General features: G+C 73.0%; 17 protein-coding genes. 8 read left to right on the forward strand and 9 right to left on the reverse strand.

Features of this window, described 5'->3' with window-relative positions:
- Positions 1-53: 53 nt before the first annotated feature.
- Both ACQPW6_RS05505 and ACQPW6_RS05510 read right to left on the reverse strand, forming a co-directional pair.
- Positions 54-1,160 carry a DUF1996 domain-containing protein gene (locus ACQPW6_RS05505; protein ID WP_433888396.1) on the reverse strand — a complete coding sequence of 369 codons (1,107 nt, stop codon included), beginning with the start codon at positions 1,158-1,160 and terminating at the stop codon, positions 54-56.
- 347 nt (positions 1,161-1,507) lie between these two features.
- Entirely contained in the window at positions 1,508-2,137 is a 630-nt protein-coding gene (locus ACQPW6_RS05510) for a DUF4865 family protein (protein ID WP_433888397.1), read from the reverse strand.
- A gap of 174 nt (positions 2,138-2,311) precedes the next feature.
- On the opposite strand from ACQPW6_RS05510, the gene ACQPW6_RS05515 reads away from it, so the two are divergent.
- Together ACQPW6_RS05515 and ACQPW6_RS05520 are read left to right on the forward strand one after the other, a co-directional pair.
- Entirely contained in the window at positions 2,312-3,127 is an 816-nt protein-coding gene (locus tag ACQPW6_RS05515; RefSeq protein ID WP_433888398.1) for a class I SAM-dependent methyltransferase, read from the forward strand.
- Positions 3,128-3,277: 150 nt separating this feature from the next.
- Positions 3,278-4,342, forward strand: coding sequence for a YhjD/YihY/BrkB family envelope integrity protein (locus tag ACQPW6_RS05520; RefSeq protein ID WP_433888399.1), 1,065 nt, complete (start codon positions 3,278-3,280; stop codon positions 4,340-4,342).
- 77 nt (positions 4,343-4,419) lie between these two features.
- On the opposite strand, the gene ACQPW6_RS05525 is transcribed toward ACQPW6_RS05520, so the two are convergent.
- Positions 4,420-4,566 (reverse strand): hypothetical protein, encoded by a 147-nt coding sequence (locus ACQPW6_RS05525; RefSeq protein WP_433888400.1) that lies wholly within the window; start codon positions 4,564-4,566, stop codon positions 4,420-4,422.
- Positions 4,567-5,231: 665 nt separating this feature from the next.
- Between ACQPW6_RS05525 and ACQPW6_RS05530 the strand changes: the two genes are divergently transcribed.
- The 4 genes from ACQPW6_RS05530 (at position 5,232) to ACQPW6_RS05545 (ending at position 10,264) form a co-directional block, all read left to right on the forward strand.
- Positions 5,232-6,164, forward strand: coding sequence for a carbohydrate kinase family protein (locus ACQPW6_RS05530; RefSeq protein ID WP_433888401.1), 933 nt, complete (start codon positions 5,232-5,234; stop codon positions 6,162-6,164).
- 327 nt (positions 6,165-6,491) lie between these two features.
- Positions 6,492-7,322: an aldo/keto reductase gene (locus ACQPW6_RS05535; protein ID WP_433888402.1), complete on the forward strand. Its 831-nt coding sequence runs from the start codon at positions 6,492-6,494 to the stop codon at positions 7,320-7,322.
- A gap of 133 nt (positions 7,323-7,455) precedes the next feature.
- Positions 7,456-9,081, forward strand: coding sequence for a hypothetical protein (locus ACQPW6_RS05540; protein WP_433888403.1), 1,626 nt, complete (start codon positions 7,456-7,458; stop codon positions 9,079-9,081).
- Between the two features lie 121 nt (positions 9,082-9,202).
- Positions 9,203-10,264 (forward strand): LacI family DNA-binding transcriptional regulator, encoded by a 1,062-nt coding sequence (locus ACQPW6_RS05545; protein ID WP_433888404.1) that lies wholly within the window; start codon positions 9,203-9,205, stop codon positions 10,262-10,264.
- Between the two features lie 15 nt (positions 10,265-10,279).
- Here the strand turns inward: ACQPW6_RS05545 and ACQPW6_RS05550 are convergent, their stop codons facing one another.
- The 4 genes from ACQPW6_RS05550 to ACQPW6_RS05565 all read right to left on the reverse strand — a co-directional run bounded on the left by ACQPW6_RS05550 (position 10,280) and on the right by ACQPW6_RS05565 (position 14,301).
- The gene (locus ACQPW6_RS05550) at positions 10,280-10,687 is read right to left on the reverse strand and encodes a VOC family protein (protein ID WP_433888405.1); all 408 of its coding nucleotides are present in this window, start codon (positions 10,685-10,687) and stop codon (positions 10,280-10,282) included.
- Between the two features lie 111 nt (positions 10,688-10,798).
- Positions 10,799-11,236, reverse strand: coding sequence for an SRPBCC family protein (locus ACQPW6_RS05555; protein WP_433888406.1), 438 nt, complete (start codon positions 11,234-11,236; stop codon positions 10,799-10,801).
- A gap of 166 nt (positions 11,237-11,402) precedes the next feature.
- Positions 11,403-12,392 (reverse strand): aminoglycoside phosphotransferase family protein, encoded by a 990-nt coding sequence (locus tag ACQPW6_RS05560; RefSeq protein WP_433888407.1) that lies wholly within the window; start codon positions 12,390-12,392, stop codon positions 11,403-11,405.
- A gap of 142 nt (positions 12,393-12,534) precedes the next feature.
- Positions 12,535-14,301, reverse strand: coding sequence for an SDR family NAD(P)-dependent oxidoreductase (locus ACQPW6_RS05565; RefSeq protein ID WP_433888408.1), 1,767 nt, complete (start codon positions 14,299-14,301; stop codon positions 12,535-12,537).
- 184 nt (positions 14,302-14,485) lie between these two features.
- Between ACQPW6_RS05565 and fahA the strand changes: the two genes are divergently transcribed.
- On the forward strand, positions 14,486-15,718 hold the full coding sequence (gene fahA / locus ACQPW6_RS05570) for a fumarylacetoacetase (protein WP_433888409.1): 1,233 nt from the start codon (positions 14,486-14,488) through the stop codon (positions 15,716-15,718).
- A 24-nt stretch (positions 15,719-15,742) separates the two neighbouring features.
- Here the strand turns inward: fahA and ACQPW6_RS05575 are convergent, their stop codons facing one another.
- A complete protein-coding gene (locus ACQPW6_RS05575) occupies positions 15,743-16,711 on the reverse strand; it encodes a hypothetical protein (protein WP_433888410.1) in 969 nt (322 codons plus the stop codon).
- Positions 16,712-16,936: 225 nt separating this feature from the next.
- Here ACQPW6_RS05575 and ACQPW6_RS05580 point away from each other — a divergent pair, with 225 nt between their 5' ends.
- A complete protein-coding gene (locus ACQPW6_RS05580) occupies positions 16,937-17,920 on the forward strand; it encodes a DUF1702 family protein (protein WP_433888411.1) in 984 nt (327 codons plus the stop codon).
- A gap of 96 nt (positions 17,921-18,016) precedes the next feature.
- Here ACQPW6_RS05580 and ACQPW6_RS05585 read toward each other — a convergent pair whose 3' ends face one another.
- On the reverse strand, positions 18,017-18,478 hold the full coding sequence (locus ACQPW6_RS05585) for an acyl-CoA thioesterase (RefSeq protein WP_433894435.1): 462 nt from the start codon (positions 18,476-18,478) through the stop codon (positions 18,017-18,019).
- Positions 18,479-18,480: the final 2 nt, after the last annotated feature.

The raw sequence follows: 18,480 nt of genomic DNA on the forward strand, positions 1-18,480 counted from the left end.
GAGAGCGCTCTCCCGGGTAGCCGAAAAACAACCCGGGACCCAGGGGTCGCGGGTTACTGGATCAGCTGGTAGTTCCCGTCGAGCACCGCGCCCTTGTCGGGGTGCTCCTGGTCATAGCCGTGGTCGTCGCACTGCAGGCCACCGTTGATGCAGTGGGTGACCATCGCGGACTGGGTGGCTGTGTCCCAGTCGGCGAAGAAGTCGTAGTGGAAGGAGAAGCCGGCGCCGCTGGCCAGGTGCACCTGCGACATGTCGCCGTTGACCGGCCAGGCCATCTTGAACTCGATCATCGGCAGGGCGACCGGGTGGTCGGCCGGGCAGACGTTCTGGTTCGCCCCGCTGGGGATGGGGTAAGCCATGTGGCTCTTGTGATCCGGGGTGTCCAGGTGGATCCCGTCCCAGCAGCTCGGCGCCTGGAGGCGGATGTTGAGCTGCGTGTCAGGGCTGGTCGGGCAGGTCGCGGGGAAGTTGAAGTTCTTGTAGCTCGTCCCGCACTCCCAGCCCTCGACGGTTCCCTTGAGGTTCTTGAACTCGTCCTGGGTCTGCATCGGGCTGCCGACCACGAAGCGCAGGCCCTTGGGGAACGGGCGCACGCTGGTGTAGTCGTTGACGCCCGTCTTGTAGTAGATCGTCTGCGGGCCGATCGGCAGGATCTTCTGGTCGCCGTTGAACAGGCTCGGCATCCAGTACGCGGACTTGTCGCCGACCGCGTTGCACGAGGTCCCGCTCGCCGCCTCCAGGGAGGCGGTGGTGGAGTTCGCGTTGGTGCTGAGGTTGCCCATGAACGTGTGGTCGTGCGACGCACCGGGCTGGCCGGGGAAGACGATCGGGTCGTCGGGGGCGGTGTGGTTGGGCGCGCACTTGGCCTGGAACTCGTGGAAGTACGCGTGCGGCGGGTCGTACGTGGACGGCGTCACACCGGTGACCGGCGGGTTCGCCATGATGTAGCCGTCACCGTCCGGGTCGTCGCCCGAGGCGTTCGGGGCGGCGGCCGGATCGGCCATGTTCGCCATGCCGGCCATGTTCGCCATGCCGGCCATGTTCGCCGACGTGTGTCCCGCCTGCGCGGCGGTGGCCGACGACGGCGGTGCTGCGGACGCGGTCTGCGAGGTGGCGACCCCGCTGAGACTCACCGTGGTCAGGGCCATTGCGCTGAACAAGAGAAGTCCTGAGACCACTCTCGACCTCCGTGGCATGGAGACCTCCTGCTGCTGCTTCGAAGCGGATGGATGGTCCGGCCGGCCGCCGGGACAGTCGATCGGCTCGACGGCCGGAGAGTCGGGAGAGCGCTCTCCCAGCTCCGGAGTGTTCCGCTCCAAACAAGAGCATGTCAATACTTTGTTAACGCCTGGGGCGCGGCGGGGCGTTGGATGACTCCTGTGAAACGTGGTGTGGCCTGCGGCGACCTGGCGACCGGGAACGTTTCAAAGAAGTGCCGCCGACGGCGCTCGCCGCGAGGCGACTGCCGGCCCCTTCCCCAAGTCCCTCCTTCTACGCCTCCCCGCTACTACCGCCCGAGCCCGTCCGGCAGTTCGGCGACTCCCGGGGCCGATACGTGCAGCATGTCGTACCGGTCCCCACCAGCCTCTTCCGCCGGGACACCGTCCTGCCACAGCACGAATCTGACCAGCCGCCAGCCACGGGGATCGAGCGCGAGCGCCGCCGTGTGCACCCCCGCCCGCCCGGCCAGGGCGCGCAGTTCGGCCAGCTCGCGCTGCACCAGGGAGGCCAGGGCGAGGCCGTCGTCGTCGAAGCCGGGGCCGGGGCCGGGGCCGGGGCCGAGTGTGCGTATCTGACGGGTGGCCATCCTCGGGGCGGTGCCGCGCGCGGGTCCCGGCAAGGCCGCGATGCCGGTCCAGTGGTCGACGGCCGGGCGGCCGAACGCCCGGATGATGTTCTGGAACCGGCCGCTGCCGGTGAAGAGGAAGTCCGCCATCGCCCGGGTGTCGTCCCACAGGTAGAAGCAGGCGTATTCGTTGACCGGGGAGCCCGCGACTCCGCGTTCTCGGAAGAGGTACGCCTTCAGTCCGAGGCCGGGCAGGTCGTCCAGGGTGTGCATGGCCGCGCCGACCCGTTCGCGCAGGTGCGGCAGGTCGTAGTCGGCCGGCAGGGTCATCGCGTATTGCATGGCGTACATGAGGTGGTGACTGCCTTTCAGTGGACGGTCGGTGGCTGCTGCGCCCAACTGTACCTACTAGTACGTACACTCGTGCATCCGCCATACGGGTGATCAGATCCGGCCCGCCGGCCGGGTCCGCGGACCGGTAATCCGATTGAGCCCGGCCCGGTCTCCCGACTAGCGTCGCCGGGCATGATCGAACCTCCCGCCGACTGGCGCGCCGTGAACCTCGCGAACTGGGACGAGCGGGTCCCGATCCACCTCGCGGGCGGCCACTACGACGTGGCCGGCTTCGTCGCCGGGCAGACCCGGCTCAGGGAGTTCGAGTTCGACGAGGTCGGCGACGTCACCGGCAGGACGCTGCTGCACCTCCAGTGCCATATCGGCCTCGACACGCTGTCGTGGGCCCGGCGCGGCGCCACCGTCACCGGCCTCGACTTCTCCGCCTCCGCGGTGGACGCGGCCCGTTCGATCGCCGAGCGGATCGGCGCCGACTCGGCGCGCTTCGTGACGTCCGACGTGTACGACGCCGTCGCCGCGCTCGACGGCCAGACCTTCGACGTCGTCTACACCGGCATCGGCGCGCTGTGCTGGCTGCCGGACATGGAAAGCTGGGCGCGGACGGCCGCGGCTCTCGTCGCGCCCGGCGGCTTCCTCTACCTGGCGGAGTTCCATCCGTTCGCCGATGTCCTGGGCGAGGACGGCCGCAGCGTCGAGGAGGACTACTTCGATCGCGGACCGCATGCGTGGGATCTGCCCGGCACGTACGCCGACCGGGACGCCCCGATGAAGGCGACCATGACCGTCGACTGGCAGCACGGCATCGGCGAGGTGGTCAGCGCCCTGACGGCGGCGGGCCTGCGGCTGGAGTTCCTGCACGAGCACGACACCACGTTCTTCCCGCGCTTCGCCGTCCTCGAGGAGGACCGCGGCAGCTACCGCTTCCCGGCCGGGCAGCCGCGCGTCCCGCTGGTCTACTCGCTGCGGGCGGCCAAGGAGCGGCGGTAGGCCGTTTCGGCCATGGTTCCGGCGATCGCCGCAGGCCCGGGGCAGTGGCGACACGGCGGGCGGTGACTCCGTCAAGACGGACATCTGGCGCATAATGCGCTGACAGGTGCCGTCGGGCGCCGCTTCGCCGCTCCGGAGTGGAGGTCGCCCATGGCCCGCCTCTCCCCCGGTGACGGCAAGGGCGGCAGCGCGGACGGCGATCCGAACGGCCGCACCACGGACGGCGGCGCCACGGACGGCGGCGCCACGGACGGCGGCGCCACGGACGGTGGCGCCACGAAGGCCGGCCGTACGGACGGCGGCGGCACGGACGGCGACACGTGGCTGGCGCGCCGCAAGGCCCAGGGGGTGCGGCTGCGCGGGATCGCGGAGCAGCGGTTCCCGGTGATCACCACGCTCACCGCGCGGATGCTCTCGGTGAACCTGCTCGACGCGGGCACCCGGCTGGCGGCGCAGCTGTTCCTGACGGCCGTTCCGCTGCTGTTCGTGGTGGCGGCGGTGGCGCCGGACACCGTGCAGGACCAGCTGGTCGCCTCCGCGCGGAACGTGTTCGGGCTGACCGGGGCCTCCGAGGAGCAGCTGAAGCAGGTCTACGGCGGCAACGGCGAGAACCTCCAGCAGACCACCGGCGTGATCGGCGCGCTGATGGCCCTGCTCTCGGCCACCGCGTGCAGCCGGGCGATGGCCCGGGTCTGCGAGCGGGCCTGGCAGTTGCCGAGGGCGGCCACCCGGGTCGCGATCTGGCGGTGGTTCGCCTGGATCGTGGCCTGGTCGGCCGTGCTCATCCTGCAAGGCCCGCTGCACGACGGCTTCGGCGTCGGCCGCTGGCTCGGCCTGCCGCTGACCTTCCTGGCGGACGTGGCCGTCTGGTGGTGGACGCAGCGGCTGCTGCTGAGCAAACGGGTCGCGTGGCTGCCGCTGCTGCCGGGCGCGGTGCTGACGGCCGCCGCGATGACCGCGCTGTCGGTGACCGCCCGCCTGTACATGCCGCACGCGCTCAACCGCAGCCTGGCGACGTACGGTTCGCTGGGCTCGGTGTTCACCCTGCTGTCCTGGCTGATCGCCACCTGCGCGGCGCTCACCTGCACCATCACGGTGGGCGCGGTGCTGGCGACGGAACCGCCGCTCGCCGCCCTGCTGAACCGGCCGGCGGCGGACGGCGCCGATCGGGACCGCACGGATCGGGCCGGCACGGATCGGGAGAGCGACGGCTGACGGCGGCGGCCGCCGGCCGGGGCGCCGGATCCCCGGCCGGCGGTCATTGAGCGGTGCTTACCTCAGCTGTGCCTGCCTCAGCGGTCCTTGCCGAGGAAGCTGCCGACCAGGCGGCGGACCACCTCGGCGGCGATCAGGGCGGGCACGGTCGGCACCGGCCCCTGGATGACGATCTCGACGTGCGGCGCGATCCGCGCGCTCACGACGGCCGTCCCGATCAGCATGACGACGACCCACCTCACCCGCGTTCCTCGTCGGGGCGGCGGGCCGGGTTCACAGGGTTCGTGCGAATCGCCTCCGGAAATCGGCAAGCGGTGGCCACCTCCTGGCTCATTGCCACTCGTTCACCCCTGAATCGTCGGCCGGAGGTTTGCAGCCCCCCGCCCCGGGGTTATTGAGCAGAATGACGGCCGCGGGCGTGGCCGGTCCAGCGGAAATGCCGAGGTCGGACGCGTTCCACGGCGGAAGGAACGTTATCCGGCCATGATCGCGGCAACCCCTCCGAGCTGGCCGTTCCCGTGCCGCACCACCCGTCACATTGCCTGCTCAGCGGGGCAGTCGGGGTCCTGCCGGCGGAATTGGCGGTGAATTCAGCTTGCCGGGGATTTACGTCTCCGGGGGCTTGCGCAAAGCGAAAGGATCTGCTGACATAGTCGAAGTGCCACCACAGGGCGGATGCACACCAAAGCGGGTGGAGGGAATCCCCCGCAGGGCCCGTCAGGGTGATGGCGGCGAACTAATTTGGCCGACCTCAGGCCGTTGTCGTCCGGCACGGCCGGCACTCGCCGGCATCACCTGAAGCTCTTGCCACTCGTAGCAGTCGCCGCTCCCGTACGGCGGGCGGTACCGGCCGCACCCCCGTTGCAGCGGGGACGGCCGTCGCGCGAGCATGGCCCCCATGACCGACTTCCTGGTGATCGGCGAGTGCGTCGCGGACATCGTCCGCTCCCCCGCCGGCCCCGATGTGACGCACCCCGGCGGCAGCCCCGCCAACGTCGCCTACGGCCTGGCCCGGCTCGGCCACCGCGCGGCGCTGCTCACCCAGCTCGGCGACGACCCGTCGGGCGAGCTGATCGGCGCCCATCTGCGGTCCGCCGGGGTGGAGTTGCTCTCCGACGGGCAGCAGGGGGTGGCCACTCCCACGGCGGTGGTGACGCTGGACGATCAGGGCAGGGCGTCCTACGACTTCGACATCCACTGGACGCTGCGGCCGACCGGGGCGCCGACCGGGATCGGGCACGTGCACATCGGGTCGATCGCGGCGGTCACCGAGCCGGGCGCGTCGGCGGTGTCGGCGCTGGCCGCGGAGCTGCGGTCGACCGCCACGGTGAGCTACGACCCCAACGTGCGGGCCGACCTGCTGGGCGACCACGGGGCGGCGGTGGCCAAGGTAGAGGAGTGCGTGGCGCTCGCCGACGTGGTCAAGGCCAGCGACGAGGACCTGGAGTGGCTCTACCCCGGCGAGCCGCCGGCGGACGCGGCCAGGCGCTGGCTGGCGCTCGGCCCGTCAGTGGTGTTCGTGACCCTCGGCGGGGACGGCGCGCTGGCGTTCACCGGCGCGGGCGAGGTCCGCGGCGAGCCGGTGCGGACGGAGGTCGCGGACACGGTGGGGGCGGGGGATTCGTTCATGTCGGCGATGCTTGATGCTCTGGCCGAGCGGGGGTTGGTCGGCGCGGGGGCGCGGCCGGCGCTCGGTGCTCTCGGGGCGGGCGAACTCGCCGCGGTGCTGCGGCATGCCGGGACGGCGGCTGCCGTGACCGTCTCCCGGGCCGGCGCCCGGCCGCCGGACGTGGCGGAGCTGCGCGCCGCGCTCGCCGGCTGACCGCCGGTTTCCCGGACCGGAGGGGTTGTTGCGGCCGTTCCCGGCCCGCAGGCCGGTGGGGGCTGATCGCGCAGTTCCCCGCGCCCCTGGTGATGCCGGGTAAGTCGCGCCCACGCGGCGGCAGCCGCAGGATCAAGAACAGCCCCACGCCCCCGGGGATGCCGGGGTAAGTCGCGCCCACGCGGCGGAGCCGCACATGCACACTTCGCGCCTCGCCCCTGCGGGGCTCGTTTCGGGGGGAATCCGGGTTTGTCGGTCACCTCGGGGGGCTGCCGCGCGTGAATACAGTGAACGGATCACGCGGTGAACGAGGAACGGAGCTAAGCCGTGGCCACAGTCCCGGTACACACGCTTAATGACGGTACGACGAGCCCGGCCATCGGGCTGGGGACGTATCCGATGGATGACGCGGAGGCGGAGCAGGCGGTTCGGTCCGCGGTGGAGGCGGGTTATCGACTGGTCGATACGGCGACCAACTATGGGAACGAGACGGGGACCGGACGGGGCGTGCGGAGCGCGGGGGTGGCGCGGGAGGAGATCGTCGTCACCACCAAGCTGCCCGGGCGGCACCACGGGTATCAGGAGACGCTGGACTCGTTCGAAGAGTCCCGCAGGCGCCTCGGGCTCGACTATGTCGATCTGTACCTCATCCACTGGCCGCTGCCGCGGGTCGACCGCTACGTGGAGTCGTGGAAGGCCATGATCAAGCTCCGCGAGGAGGGCCTCGTGCGCTCCATCGGTGTGTCCAACTTCACGGCGGAGCACATCGACCGGCTGGAGCGGGAGACGGGCGTGCTGCCGTCGGTCGACCAGATCGAGATGCACCCGCTGCTCGGGCAGGAGGAGCTGCGCGGCCGGCTCGCCGCCAAGGGGGTGCTCGCCGAGAGCTGGAGCCCGCTCGGCCGGGGCAGCGACCTGCTGTCGGATCCGGCGGTCGCGAAGGTCGCCGAGGCGCACGGGCGCACCCCTGGCCAGGTGATCCTGCGCTGGCACGTCCAGCTGGGGGTGGTGCCGATCCCCAAGTCGGGCAACCCGGAGCGGCAGCGGGAGAATCTTGACGTCTTCGAATTCACCCTGGATCAGGCGGAGTTGGCGGCGATCAGCGATCGTGCCGAGCGCCGGCTCGGCGGCGATCCCGACCGGCACGAGGAGTTCTGAACGGCCGCCGCGCCGGCCCGGGTCCCGCCGCCGGGAGCGGGGTCCGGGGAAGTCGCCCTCTTTTACCGTGACAGCGCCCTCTTCTAGCCTCCCATTGGTGTGATGATCGCGCGTTACCCAAGGGGGAGAGACCGTGGATGCGTCCGCGTACCGCATGGTCGTCTGGACCGAGCAGGACTATGTGACGGCCGCCGCGGACGCGGACCGGCTGGTCACGGAGTGGCTGACCGACAGCAGGGGGTACACCGTCGCGGCGCTGCGCGACGGGCGCAACGAGATCGGCCGGCACGTCACGCTCGACCGGGACAGCGGCTCCGGACGGCAGGGCGCGCACACCAGGTGGCGGCTGCGGGAGAACCCGCCACCGCACCGGGGCACCTGGCAGTCGACCCTGATCATCAGGAACGACACGGCCGATCCGGGGCGCACCTGGTTACAGCTCGACGTCGAGCACCGGCCGGACTCCCCCGAGATACCGCAGCTCAGGGCGGCCAAGCCGGCGCTGGCCGACGCGCTGCTCGACACGCTCGACGCGCACAGCGGGCTGGCCGAGATCCGGGCCAGGGCCAGTGTGATCCATGTCAGTGACGTACCGGAGGTGATCGAGGAGCTGGTGGACCAGGAGCGGCGGCTGCCGATCGTGGTGGCGAGCGTGCCGTACGGCAGCGACGCGGACCGGTGGCTGGAGCGGGTGGTGGACCGGGCGTTCACCCAGCTGGTGGGCCGGGCGGTGCTGTACGTGCTGACCAGGGAGGCGCAGCCGGCGTTCAACAAGGCGCTGGAGCACCATCCGGTGTTCGGCGGCGGTATCCGCACGTACATGCCGGGGGTGGATCCGGCGTGGCCGGCGGACGGGCAGCGGCATCCGGTGATGTCGCGGGCCACCGTGGAGGCCGATCCGGTCAGGGCGGCCAGCGTGCTGACGGCGCTGCCGCGCAACCAGGCGGCCCGCACCCCGCTGCCGCAGCCGCTGGCCCGGCTGCACGCCCAGCGCCCGCTGCCGCCGGCCACCGAGCACGGTGACGAGCTGGCCCGGCTCAAGGCCGACCACGAGAGCCTGATCCAGCTGCTCGACGAGGCCGCGGAGGCGGAGGCGGCCCGGTACAAGCAGGTCCGCGAGCTCCAGCACGACCTGGCGGACGCGAACTGGCTGGCCGAGGAGTTCTACGCCGAGCGGCGGGCCGCCCAGGCACAGGTGCGGGCGCTCCAGGCGCGCTTGCAGCAGGCGGGTGCGTACGCGGCGGCGTTCGCACCGGTCGAGGACGACGAGTCGCTGCCCGGCAGCTTCACCGAACTGCACGCGCGCCTCGGGCAGTTCGGCGCGCTGCGGTTCACCGGGGACGCGAAGGTGCTGATCGGCCTCGACGACCGCTCGAAGCCGAACTGGGTCAACGTCTGCTGGGAGGCGCTCCAGGCGCTGGAGGACTTCGCCACGGAATCGGCGGCCGGCCGGGCGAAGGGCGACTTCCGGGCCTGGTGCCAGGACCTGCCGCTGGGCTGCCATCCGTTCCCGGCGGGCAAGGTGATGATGAAGGAGTCGGACACGGTGTGGCGGAACCTGGCCTGGCGCAAGGAGCGGATGCTGCCGGTGCCGGCGGAGGTGGACCCGTCGGGCAGCGTCTACATGGAGGCGCATCTGCGGGTCGGCGGCGGCAGCACGATCTCGCCCCGGCTGCACTTCTACGACGACACCGCGGGCACCGGCCTCGTCTACATCGGCCACATAGGCCCGCACCTGACGAACACCCGCACCTCGTAGCGCGGGACGCCGGACGGGACGCCAGACGGGTCGCCCGCGCGGCGGCCGGTTCGCGGTAGTTTTCGCAAACCGGCGGTCCGACGGGCCCGCCGTCGGGCGGAGCGTGCGGGGGACACAGCGGATGGCGGCGACGAGGGATCAGCTGGACGGTCCCGGCGGCGGTCCGCCGGGCGGCGGGCGTACGACGCTGGCCGGGATCGCCCGGCAGGCCGGGGTGTCGGTCTCCACCGTCTCCAAGGTGCTGCACGAGCGGTCCGACGTGGCGGCCACCACCCGGGCGAGGGTGCAGCGGCTGCTGGAGCAGCACGGCTACCTGGCCCGGCAGCGCCCGGCCGGCACCGCGCTCGCGGCCGGCGGCCTGATCGACTTCGTGATCAGCGAGCTGGACGGCCAGTGGGCGATGGAGCTGGTCCGGGGTGCGGAGGAGGCGGTGCACAGCGCGGGGCTCGGCCTGGTGGTGTCCGCGACGCACGGCCGGGCCAGGACCGCCGGGCAGTGGCTCGACGGTCTGGCCGCCCGGCGCACGCGCGGCGCGATCCTGGTCGTACCGGAGCTGACCGGCGGGCAGCACGAGGAGCTGCGGCGGCTCGGCATCCCGTTCGCGCTGATCGCGCCGGTCGAGGAGCCGGCACCGGGCGTGCCCTGGGTGGGCGCCACCAACTGGCCGGGCGGTCTGGCCGCCACCCGCCATCTGACCGGCCTCGGCCACCGCAGGATCGCGGTGATCGGCGGCCCGCCGCGCCGGCTGGCCTCCCGCGCCCGGGTGGACGGCTACCGCTCGGCGCTGGAGGAGGCCGGGCTGCCGTTCGACCCGGAGCTGGTGCGCTACGGCGACTTCACCCCGGAGCCCGCCTTCCGGCACGCGCTCGACCTGCTGCGGCTGCCCGACCGGCCGACCGCCGTCTTCGCCGGCAGCGACCAGCAGGCGCTGAGCACCTACCGGGCCGCGGCGACGCTGGGCCTGCGGGTGCCGGACGACGTGAGCGTGGTCGGCTTCGACGACCTGCCGTTCGCCGACTGGGTGACACCGCGGCTGACCACGGTCAGGACCCCGCTGGCCGAGATGGCCGCGCTCGCCGCCCGGATGGTGCTGCGGCTGCTGGGCGGCGAGCAGCCGGAGACGACCCGGGTGGAGGTCGCCGTCGAGCTGGTGGTGCGGGAGAGCAGCCGCCCGCCGCGCTGACCCGGGGCCGGGCGGTCAGTCCTGTCCGGCGGCGGCCGCGTCCAGGGAGAAGACCTCCCAGTGGTGGCCGTCCAGGTCGTAGAAGCTGCGGGTGTACATCACGTCCTGGTCCTCGGTGGTCTGGGCCCGCACGCCGCCGGCGGCGAGGGCCGCGTCGGCCACCCGGTCCACGTCCTGCCTGCTGCCGAGGCCGAGGGCAACGATCGCCTCGGTCGAGACGGCGGTGTCGGGGACCGGCCGGCCGGTGAAGGAGCGGAAGTACGGCTCGGTGAGCAGCATGACGAAGTTGTCCTCGCCGACCACCAGGCAGCCGGCCTTGTCGTCGGTGAACTGCGGGTTGAACGCGAAGCCGAGCGCGGTGAAGAACGCGATGGACTTCTCGAGGTCGCTGACGGGGAGGTTGACGAACATCTTGGTGCTCATGGCGCCTCTTCTCGGTGTGATGGTCTGCTCACCCGGGTAGACCGGCCGGCGCCGCCGGACTCATCGGTCCGCGGACCACCGGGCTGCTCGGGGCCGCGAGCCACCCCGCTCTCAGCGCGTCAGCAGAGCGTCCACCGCGCGCCCGAAGACCAGGCCGCCGGTGCGGGCGGTGAGGCCGTCGGCCAGTCGCGGCAGGCCGCGCACCCGCAGCGCCTCGCGCCACCGCACCCGGGAGCCGGTGCCGTACGGGCTGACGTCGATCTCGGCCCAGCCGGTGACCCGCCGGCCGGTCTTCACCAGCCGGCAGTGGCCACTGCCGCGCTCCCCCTCCGGCGGCTGCCAGACGGTGACCCGCATCGGATCGGCGAACGCGGCGGGCCCGAGGCCGGTACGCGCCACGAAGGCGGTGCCGACACCGGACGGCGGCTCGGTCAGCACGGTGATCCGGGTCAGCGGCACGGTGGCGGTGTGCCGCTCCCAGTCGGTCATCCGCTGCCAGGCCTCCACGACCGTCAGCAGGCTCGCACGCTCCACCAGAAACGGGGTCACGCTGCCAGCGTACGGCCCCTACGGGGCCCGGCACATCCTCGGCGGAATGGGCGCCCCGGCATCAACAGGGGCGCGGGGAACTGCGCGACCAGCCAGGACGAACCCGCACAAGACCACCGGGGAAGCCGTTGCGGTCGGGGGCCGGCCCGGCCGGTGGGGGCCCGGGTCACGCCCACCCCGTGCGCTCGGTCAGCCAGCGCAGCGCCGCCGCGCCCTGCGCCGCCTGGAAGGCGCGCAGCGTGGGCAGGCCCGGCGGGGCCGGCTCGCGGGCGTGGCCCAGCAGGTAGCCGGTGAAGCCGGCCAGCGCGGCGCTGACGGCCGCCGGGTCCGCGCCGGCGGCGGCCGGGTGGTGGTCGAAGATCTCCGCCGGGCGCGGCCCGCCCTGCATGGCCACGCTGGGCAGCAGGAGCAGCAGGTCGAACCACGGCGCCGCCCGGCAGGCCCACGGCCAGTCCACGACGACGACCCGCCCGTCGTCGGTGAGCAGCAGGTTGTCGGCGCGCAGGTCGCTGTGCGCGAGGGTGTCGCCGGCCGCACCCGCCGCCCAGTCCGCCTCGGCCGCCGCGAGCCGGGAGAGGTTCCGGACGGCCCACGGGTCGAGCCCGGCCAGGTCGTCGGCGCCCGCCGCGTGGTCTGCGGCGATCCGCCGCCAGCCGGCGAAGTCCTCGCCCAGCCGTTCGGCGGCCGGCGGTACGGGCAGCGGTTCTGGGACGGTCAGCGCCGCCAGTTCCGCGACGGTGGTGAGCACCCGGTCGAGTTCGGCGGGCTGCCAGGGCTGCGCGGGCGTCCGCCCCTCGACGTCCTCGAAGAGCAGCACCACCCAGCCGTCCCGGTCGAACGAGCCGAGCAGCCGCGGCGCGGGCACCGCGGCGGGCAGCGCGCCCGCGATCCGTGCCTCGGAGCGGTGGATGCCGGGGCTCTCCGGGTTGGCGGCGGCGCTGACCGCCTTCACGAACGCCCGCCGCCCGCCGGCCAGCCGCAGCCGGGCCGCCACGCCGGGCGAGAATCCGCCGCTCTGCGTCTCGGCGGCCAGCACGGCCGCCCCGAGCCGCGCCTCGACCGCCGCGCGCAACTCCGCCGGTACGGCCTCCCAGGGCGCCCGCACTCCGGAGGCGGCCGGGGCGGGGACGGTCCCGGACTTCGTCTGTTCGCTCATCCGCCCATGCTCCCGGCGGCCGGCGGAAGCGGCCACGCATTTTCGCCCGGGCGGGCACGCCGGGGCAGGCGCGCCGGGGCCGCGGACCCGGGGCCACCAGGGAGCCGGGGCCGCCGGGGCCGGAGCCGCCAAGGGGCCGGGGCTACCAGGCCGAGGGCGCGTAGTCCTTGAGGAAGCAGCCGAACAGGTCTTCGCCCAGCTCGCCGCGCACGATCGGGTCGTAGACCCGGGCCGCGCCGTCGACCAGGTCCAGCGGGGCGTGGAAGCCCTCCGCGGCGAGCCTGACCTTGTCGGGGTGCGGGCGCTCGTCGGTGATCCAGCCGGTGTCCACCGCGGTCATCAGGATGCCGTCGCGCTCCAGCATCTCCTGCGCGCTGGTGCGGGTGAGCATGTTCAGCGACGCCTTGGCCATGTTGGTGTGCGGGTGGCCCGGCCCCTTGTAGCCGCGGCTGAACTGGCCCTCCATCGCGGACACGTTGACCACGTACTTGCGGCGCGCCGCCGCCGCGGCCATCGCCGGGCGCAGCCTGCTGATCAGCACGAAGGGCGCGGTGACGTTGCAGAGCTGCACTTCGAGCAGCTCGACCGGGTCGACCTCGCCGACGGTCTGCACCCAGGTGTTGGTGTCGTCCAGGTCGGGCACCAGGCCGCCCGCGTCGATCGCGGTGCCCGCCTCGATCCTGGCGAGCGAGGCGGAGCCGCTGACCAGGGCGAGTTCGGTGATGTCCTGCGCGGTGAGCGACTCGCCGCGCGGCGAGGGCAGCGCTGCGGCCGTTCTGGCGCCGGAGTTGAACGCGCCGAACACCTCGCTGGCCGGCAGCTCGCCCGTCGGCAGCGGGGCGGACTCGGCGGCGACCAGCTCGCTGTAGGCGCGCGGTGAGCGGCGGACGGTCTGCGCCGCGTTGTTGATCAGGATGTCGAGCGGGCCCTGCGCGGCGACGGAGTCGGCGAGCGCGACGACCTGCGCCGGGTCGCGCAGGTCGATGCCGACCACCTTGAGCCGGTGGATCCACTGGTCGCTGTCCGGCATCGCCTTGAAGCGGCGCACGGCGTCGTTGGGGAACCGGGTGGTGATGGTGGTGTGCGCGCCGTCGCGCAGCAGCCGCAGCGCGATGTACATGCCGATCTTGGCCCGGCCGCCGGTGAGCAGCGCGCGCCGCCCGGTCAGGTCGGCGCGGGCGTCCCGCCTGGCCCGGTTCTCGGCGGCGCAGGTCGGGCAGAGCTGGTGGTAGAAGGCGTCCACGGTGGTGTACCGGGTCTTGCAGACGTAGCAGGACCTGGGGCGCTCCAGGATGCCGGCGATCTCCGAGCTGACCGACGTGGTGAGCTGGATGCCCAGCGTCTCGTCGTCGATGCGGTCGGCGGCGCCGGTGGCGGTGGCCTCGGTGACGGCCTTGTCGTTGGCGGTCTTGGCGGCCCGGCGCTCCTGGCGGCGGCGCTGCTTGACCATCCGGTAGATGCCCGCGGTGGCGAGGCGGACGGCGATGGCGTCGGGGTGGTCCACCGGGATGCCGTCGAGCTCGGCGAGTACGTCGAGGCAGACGGCGAGCCGGGCCGGGTCGATGCCCGGCGCCTCCGGCGCGGTCGCCTGGTCCGCGGCACCGGCCGCGCGGCCGGTCGGCCCGTCGACGGGCAAGCCGGCCCCCGTCGGACCGCCGACGGACAGGCCGTCTCCCGTCGAACCGCCGGCGGGCAGGCCGTCTCCCGTCGAACCGCCGACGAACAGGCCGTCTCCCGTCCGGCCGCCGACGGACAGGCCGTCTTCCGTCGGACCGCCGGCGAGCAGGTTCTCGCCGCTCGGCGCCGCGCCGGACGTGCCTGTGCCGGCCCGGCCGTCCGCGGGCAGGCCCTCGCCGCCGGGGGCCGGGTCGGGCCCGGGGCCGTGAAGGTCCTGCGTGGTCGCCGTCATGAAAACCGCTGCTCTCCGTGTGATCCCCGTGGGTTGCCGGGCCCCGCTCCGCGCCCGGTCATGGGCCGAACTTTACGTTTCGGGTGCGGACAGCTCCAAACCCGGACAGCTCCGAACCCGGCCGCGGGCGCCCGGCGGTACTCTCGGGGCGTTTGCATGATCACCGCCAGCTCGTGGAGGTCCGTTGAGCGCCGCCGGCCCGTTCGAGGTCCCCCCGGACACGCTGTACGGCGTGCACAACCTGCCGTACGGCGTCTTCAGCACATCAGGCGACCCCCGGCGGCGGATCGGCATCCGCTACGGCGACCACGTACTGGACGCCGCTGCCGCCGCCCGCGCGACCGGTGCGCCCGCCGACCTCGCCGAGCTGCTGGCCGCGCCGTCGCTGAACCCGCTGCTCGCCGCCGGCCGGCCGGTGTGGACCCGGGTGCGTACAGCGGTCACCGAGTGGCTGACGCGGGAGCGGCACCGGCCGGCCGTGGCGCCCTGCCTGGTGCCGTACCGGGACACCGCCGCGCACCTGCCGTTCGAGGTCGCCGACTACGTGGACTTCTACGCCTCGGAGCACCACGCCGCCAACCTCGGCCGGATCTTCCGCCCGGGCGGCGAGGCGCTGCCGCCGAACTGGAAGCACCTGCCGATCGGCTACCACGGCCGGGCCGGCACCGTCGTGGTGTCGGGCACCGGAGTCGTACGGCCCTGCGGGCAGCGCCGGGAGCCGGGCGAGCAGCTGCCGTCCTACGGTCCCTCGGTCCGGCTGGACATCGAGGCCGAGGTCGGGTTCGTCGTCGGGCCGCCCTCCGCGCGCGGCGACCGGGTGGCGCTGGCCGACGCCGACGAGCACGTCTTCGGGGTCTGCCTGGTCAACGACTGGTCGGCGCGCGACCTCCAGGCGTGGGAGTACGTGCCGCTCGGCCCGTTCCTCGGCAAGTCGTTCGCGACCTCGGTCTCGCCCTGGATCGTGCCGCTCGACGCGCTCGCGCACGCCCGGGTGGCGCCGCCGGCCCGCGACACCGAGCCGCTGCCGTACCTGGACGACCGGCGGGCGGCGGTCCCGTCAGGACTCGACCTGGCGCTGGAGGTACGGCTCAACGGCCGACTGATCGCCCGGCCGCCGTTCGCCGCCATGTACTGGACCTACGCCCAGATGCTGGCGCACCTGACGGTGAACGGGGCCGGGCTGCGGACCGGCGACCTGTTCGCCTCCGGCACGGTCAGCGGCCCCGGGCCCGACACCAGGGGCGCGCTGATCGAGCTCACCTGGAACGGTGAGCGGCCGCTCGAACTGCCCGACGGCACCTCGCGCGGCTTCCTCCAGGACGGCGACGAGGTGGTGATCAGCGCCACCGCGCCCGGCCCCGGAGGCGCCAGGATCGGCCTCGGCGAGGTGGCGGGCCGGATCGAACCGGCCCGCTGACCTTCCGCGGGCCGCCGCGGCCGGTCAGTTGTTCCACGGGGCTATCGGGAACCACAGATAGCCGACCCGGCCGAGCACTTTCAGTTCCCAGTAGACGAGCGTGAAGACTCCGGCGATCACGAAAGCGCTCGCGGTCACCGTCGCGGTCCGGCCCGCCTTGCCGGCCAGCCAATCGCGCAGCCGGCCGCCGGCCACGTAGGAGAGCAGCAGGAACAGCAGCGACATCACCACGATGTTGCCGACCGACTGGAGAACGAAAGCCGCCGCTCCGTAGAACGGATTGTGGGTGGTGGCGGCGTGCCGGAAGAGATCGCGGAACAGCGGATAGGGGCGGCCGACCAGGAATCCGGCGACCAGGATTCCCATCAGCACCAGCGGCGCCTGCGGAAAGCGCCGGGAAATACCGGCCAGCGGGTCGGGTATCACGCCGACCGCGGCCAGTCCGAGGACCACCATGACGAGGCCGACCAGGCCGAAGGCGATCATCGACTGCACGGCCCTCGGCGTCAGGCCGCTGCCCGCCGTGGTGGAGAACTGCGGCATGTGGGTGCCGACGATTCCCACCAGCGCGCCGTAGACGGCGGCCACCGGGACCAGGCCGACCGCCATCCAGCCGATCGGCTTGAGCGTCTGCGCCAGCCGGGCCCGCCGGGTCTTGTTCTGGCCGACCAGCGGGGCGACCGCGCCGAAGACCGCGATGTTGCACGCGGTGAACGAGCCGGCCAGGCCGGTGACCAGGGCGAACAGTATTCCGGTGGCGATGCTGCTGATGGGCGTGGTGTTCGCGTCGTGCCCGAGTACGGCACTGGCGGTGTTCATTCCGATGTCGTCGTCGACCAGTTGCGCCGACCAGGCGTAGGCGATGAGGACACCGGCGATCAGGCTCAGCACGAGGATCAGCGCGCGGCGGCGCGGAAAGTCCCCACTGACGAAAAGGGACGAGGTCGATGGTTCCGGTAAGACGGGGGGCGGGGCGGTCTCTGTCTCGCTCACGGGGCAACCCTCCAGTGGCGGGCCGTGCGGACGGCTTCATGATGGGCGGCCGGAGAGCGGTGCCGCTTCTCCGCTGTTGCCGTGAAAGCGGGCATTCTGGAAGTAGTACGGGGGCCGGTCGGCCGGAAGAATTCAGCACTTGGGGCCTTCTTGGCCTGGCCTTTCGGGCCCGGAGCCTTAGGGCTCCCGGGACTTGGCGGATTCGACGGACCGGTGGGAGACACGATGGCCGGCACTCTGCGCGCGCTGCGGCGCCGCCTGCTGACTCCGAACACATCCGCGGCGCTGCTCGCCAACCGCGGATTCCACGAAAAGGATCCGGCCACCCGGGAGTTGCTGGAAACCATCGGCGAGATCTTCCTCACCGGCTACGGGTATGTGATGGAGGCGCGCACACCGGCCGCCGCGGAACCCCGGCTGGAGCGGATACCGGAGCGGTTCCGCGGCTTCGGCTACGAGGGTGCCGCGATGGCGTGCGCGATGCTCGACGGGCTCACGCCGGGGCGGCGCAGCCGGGTGGCCGAGTTCCTCGACCTGAGCGGCCGGCAGCACAGTTACATGATCCACGTCGGGGTCGGCTGGGCGATGGCCCGGCTGCCCGGGCCGCGCCGCCGCGCGGTGGCGCCCGCCGATCCGCTGCTGCGCTGGCTGGCGCTCGACGGATACGGCTTCCACCAGGCGTATTTCCACACCGACGAGTACGTGTACCGGCACCGCCGGGACGCGATGCTGCCGTGGCCCGGCGGTGAGTGCGGGCACTACGCGGCCCGGGCCGTCGACCAGGGCGTCGGCCGCGCGGTGTGGTTCGCCGCGGGCGCCGATCCCGCGCTGGCCACCGACCTCGTCGAGCGCTTCCCGGCCGACCGGCGGCCCGATCTGTACAGCGGCCTCGGCCTGGCCGCCACGTATGCGGGCGGCGCGGACGAGACGGAGCTGAAGGACCTCTGGGAGCGGGTCGCCGACCACCGGCCGCAGTTCGCGCAGGGCGCGGCCTTCGGGGCCACCGCCCGCGCCGAGGCGGGCCTGACGGGCCCGCACACCGAGGCGGCCACCCGGCTGTTCTGCGGCATGGAGCCGGACGGCGCGATGCGCCTGTGCGCCAGGTCCCGCCCGGCGCCGGTGATCGACAGGGAGCTGCCCGGCTACGAGACCTGGCGGACGACGATCGCCACGGCGCTCACCGACGGCGGGCTGCCCGGGGCTTGTTGACCCGACGGGGGCCGGGGCACAGGACGGCCGCGGGCCCGCGACGCAGCCCGGTTCGCCGGGGGCTGCCGGTCGGCTGCCGGCCGGGCTCGGCCGGAATCAGCGGGTGCCGTCCGCCGGGGTCGCCGACAGGTAGGGCAGCAGTGCCTTGCGCAGTGACGGGGGGACACGGGTCGGGCGGGTCTCGGTGTTCGGGCCGCGCATGCAGGCCACCCGCTGCCTGCCGCGGGCGGCAAGGGTCTCGCCGCCGTCCGGGTGCAGCCGGACGTAGTCGAAGCTGAACGCGCACTGCGTCTGGGTGAGTTCGTCGAGCCGCATCCGGACCGACAGCTCGTCGAAGGCGCTGAGTTCGGCCAGGAACTCGCAGTCCACCTTCATGGTGAACAGCTTCAGGTCGTCCCGGATCTCGTCCAGCACCTCGGGCGCCCGCTCACGCAGGAAGAGCTCCCGGCAACGGCCCTGCCAGCGCAGGTAGTTCACGTAGTACACGTTCCCGACGAGGTTGGTCTCCTCGAACCCGACGAGGTGCCGGTACTCGTAGTACGGGGCTGTGCTCGTCATCG

The organism is Streptomyces sp. CA-111067, from assembly GCF_050956065.1.
Taxonomy (GTDB): domain Bacteria; phylum Actinomycetota; class Actinomycetes; order Streptomycetales; family Streptomycetaceae; genus Actinacidiphila.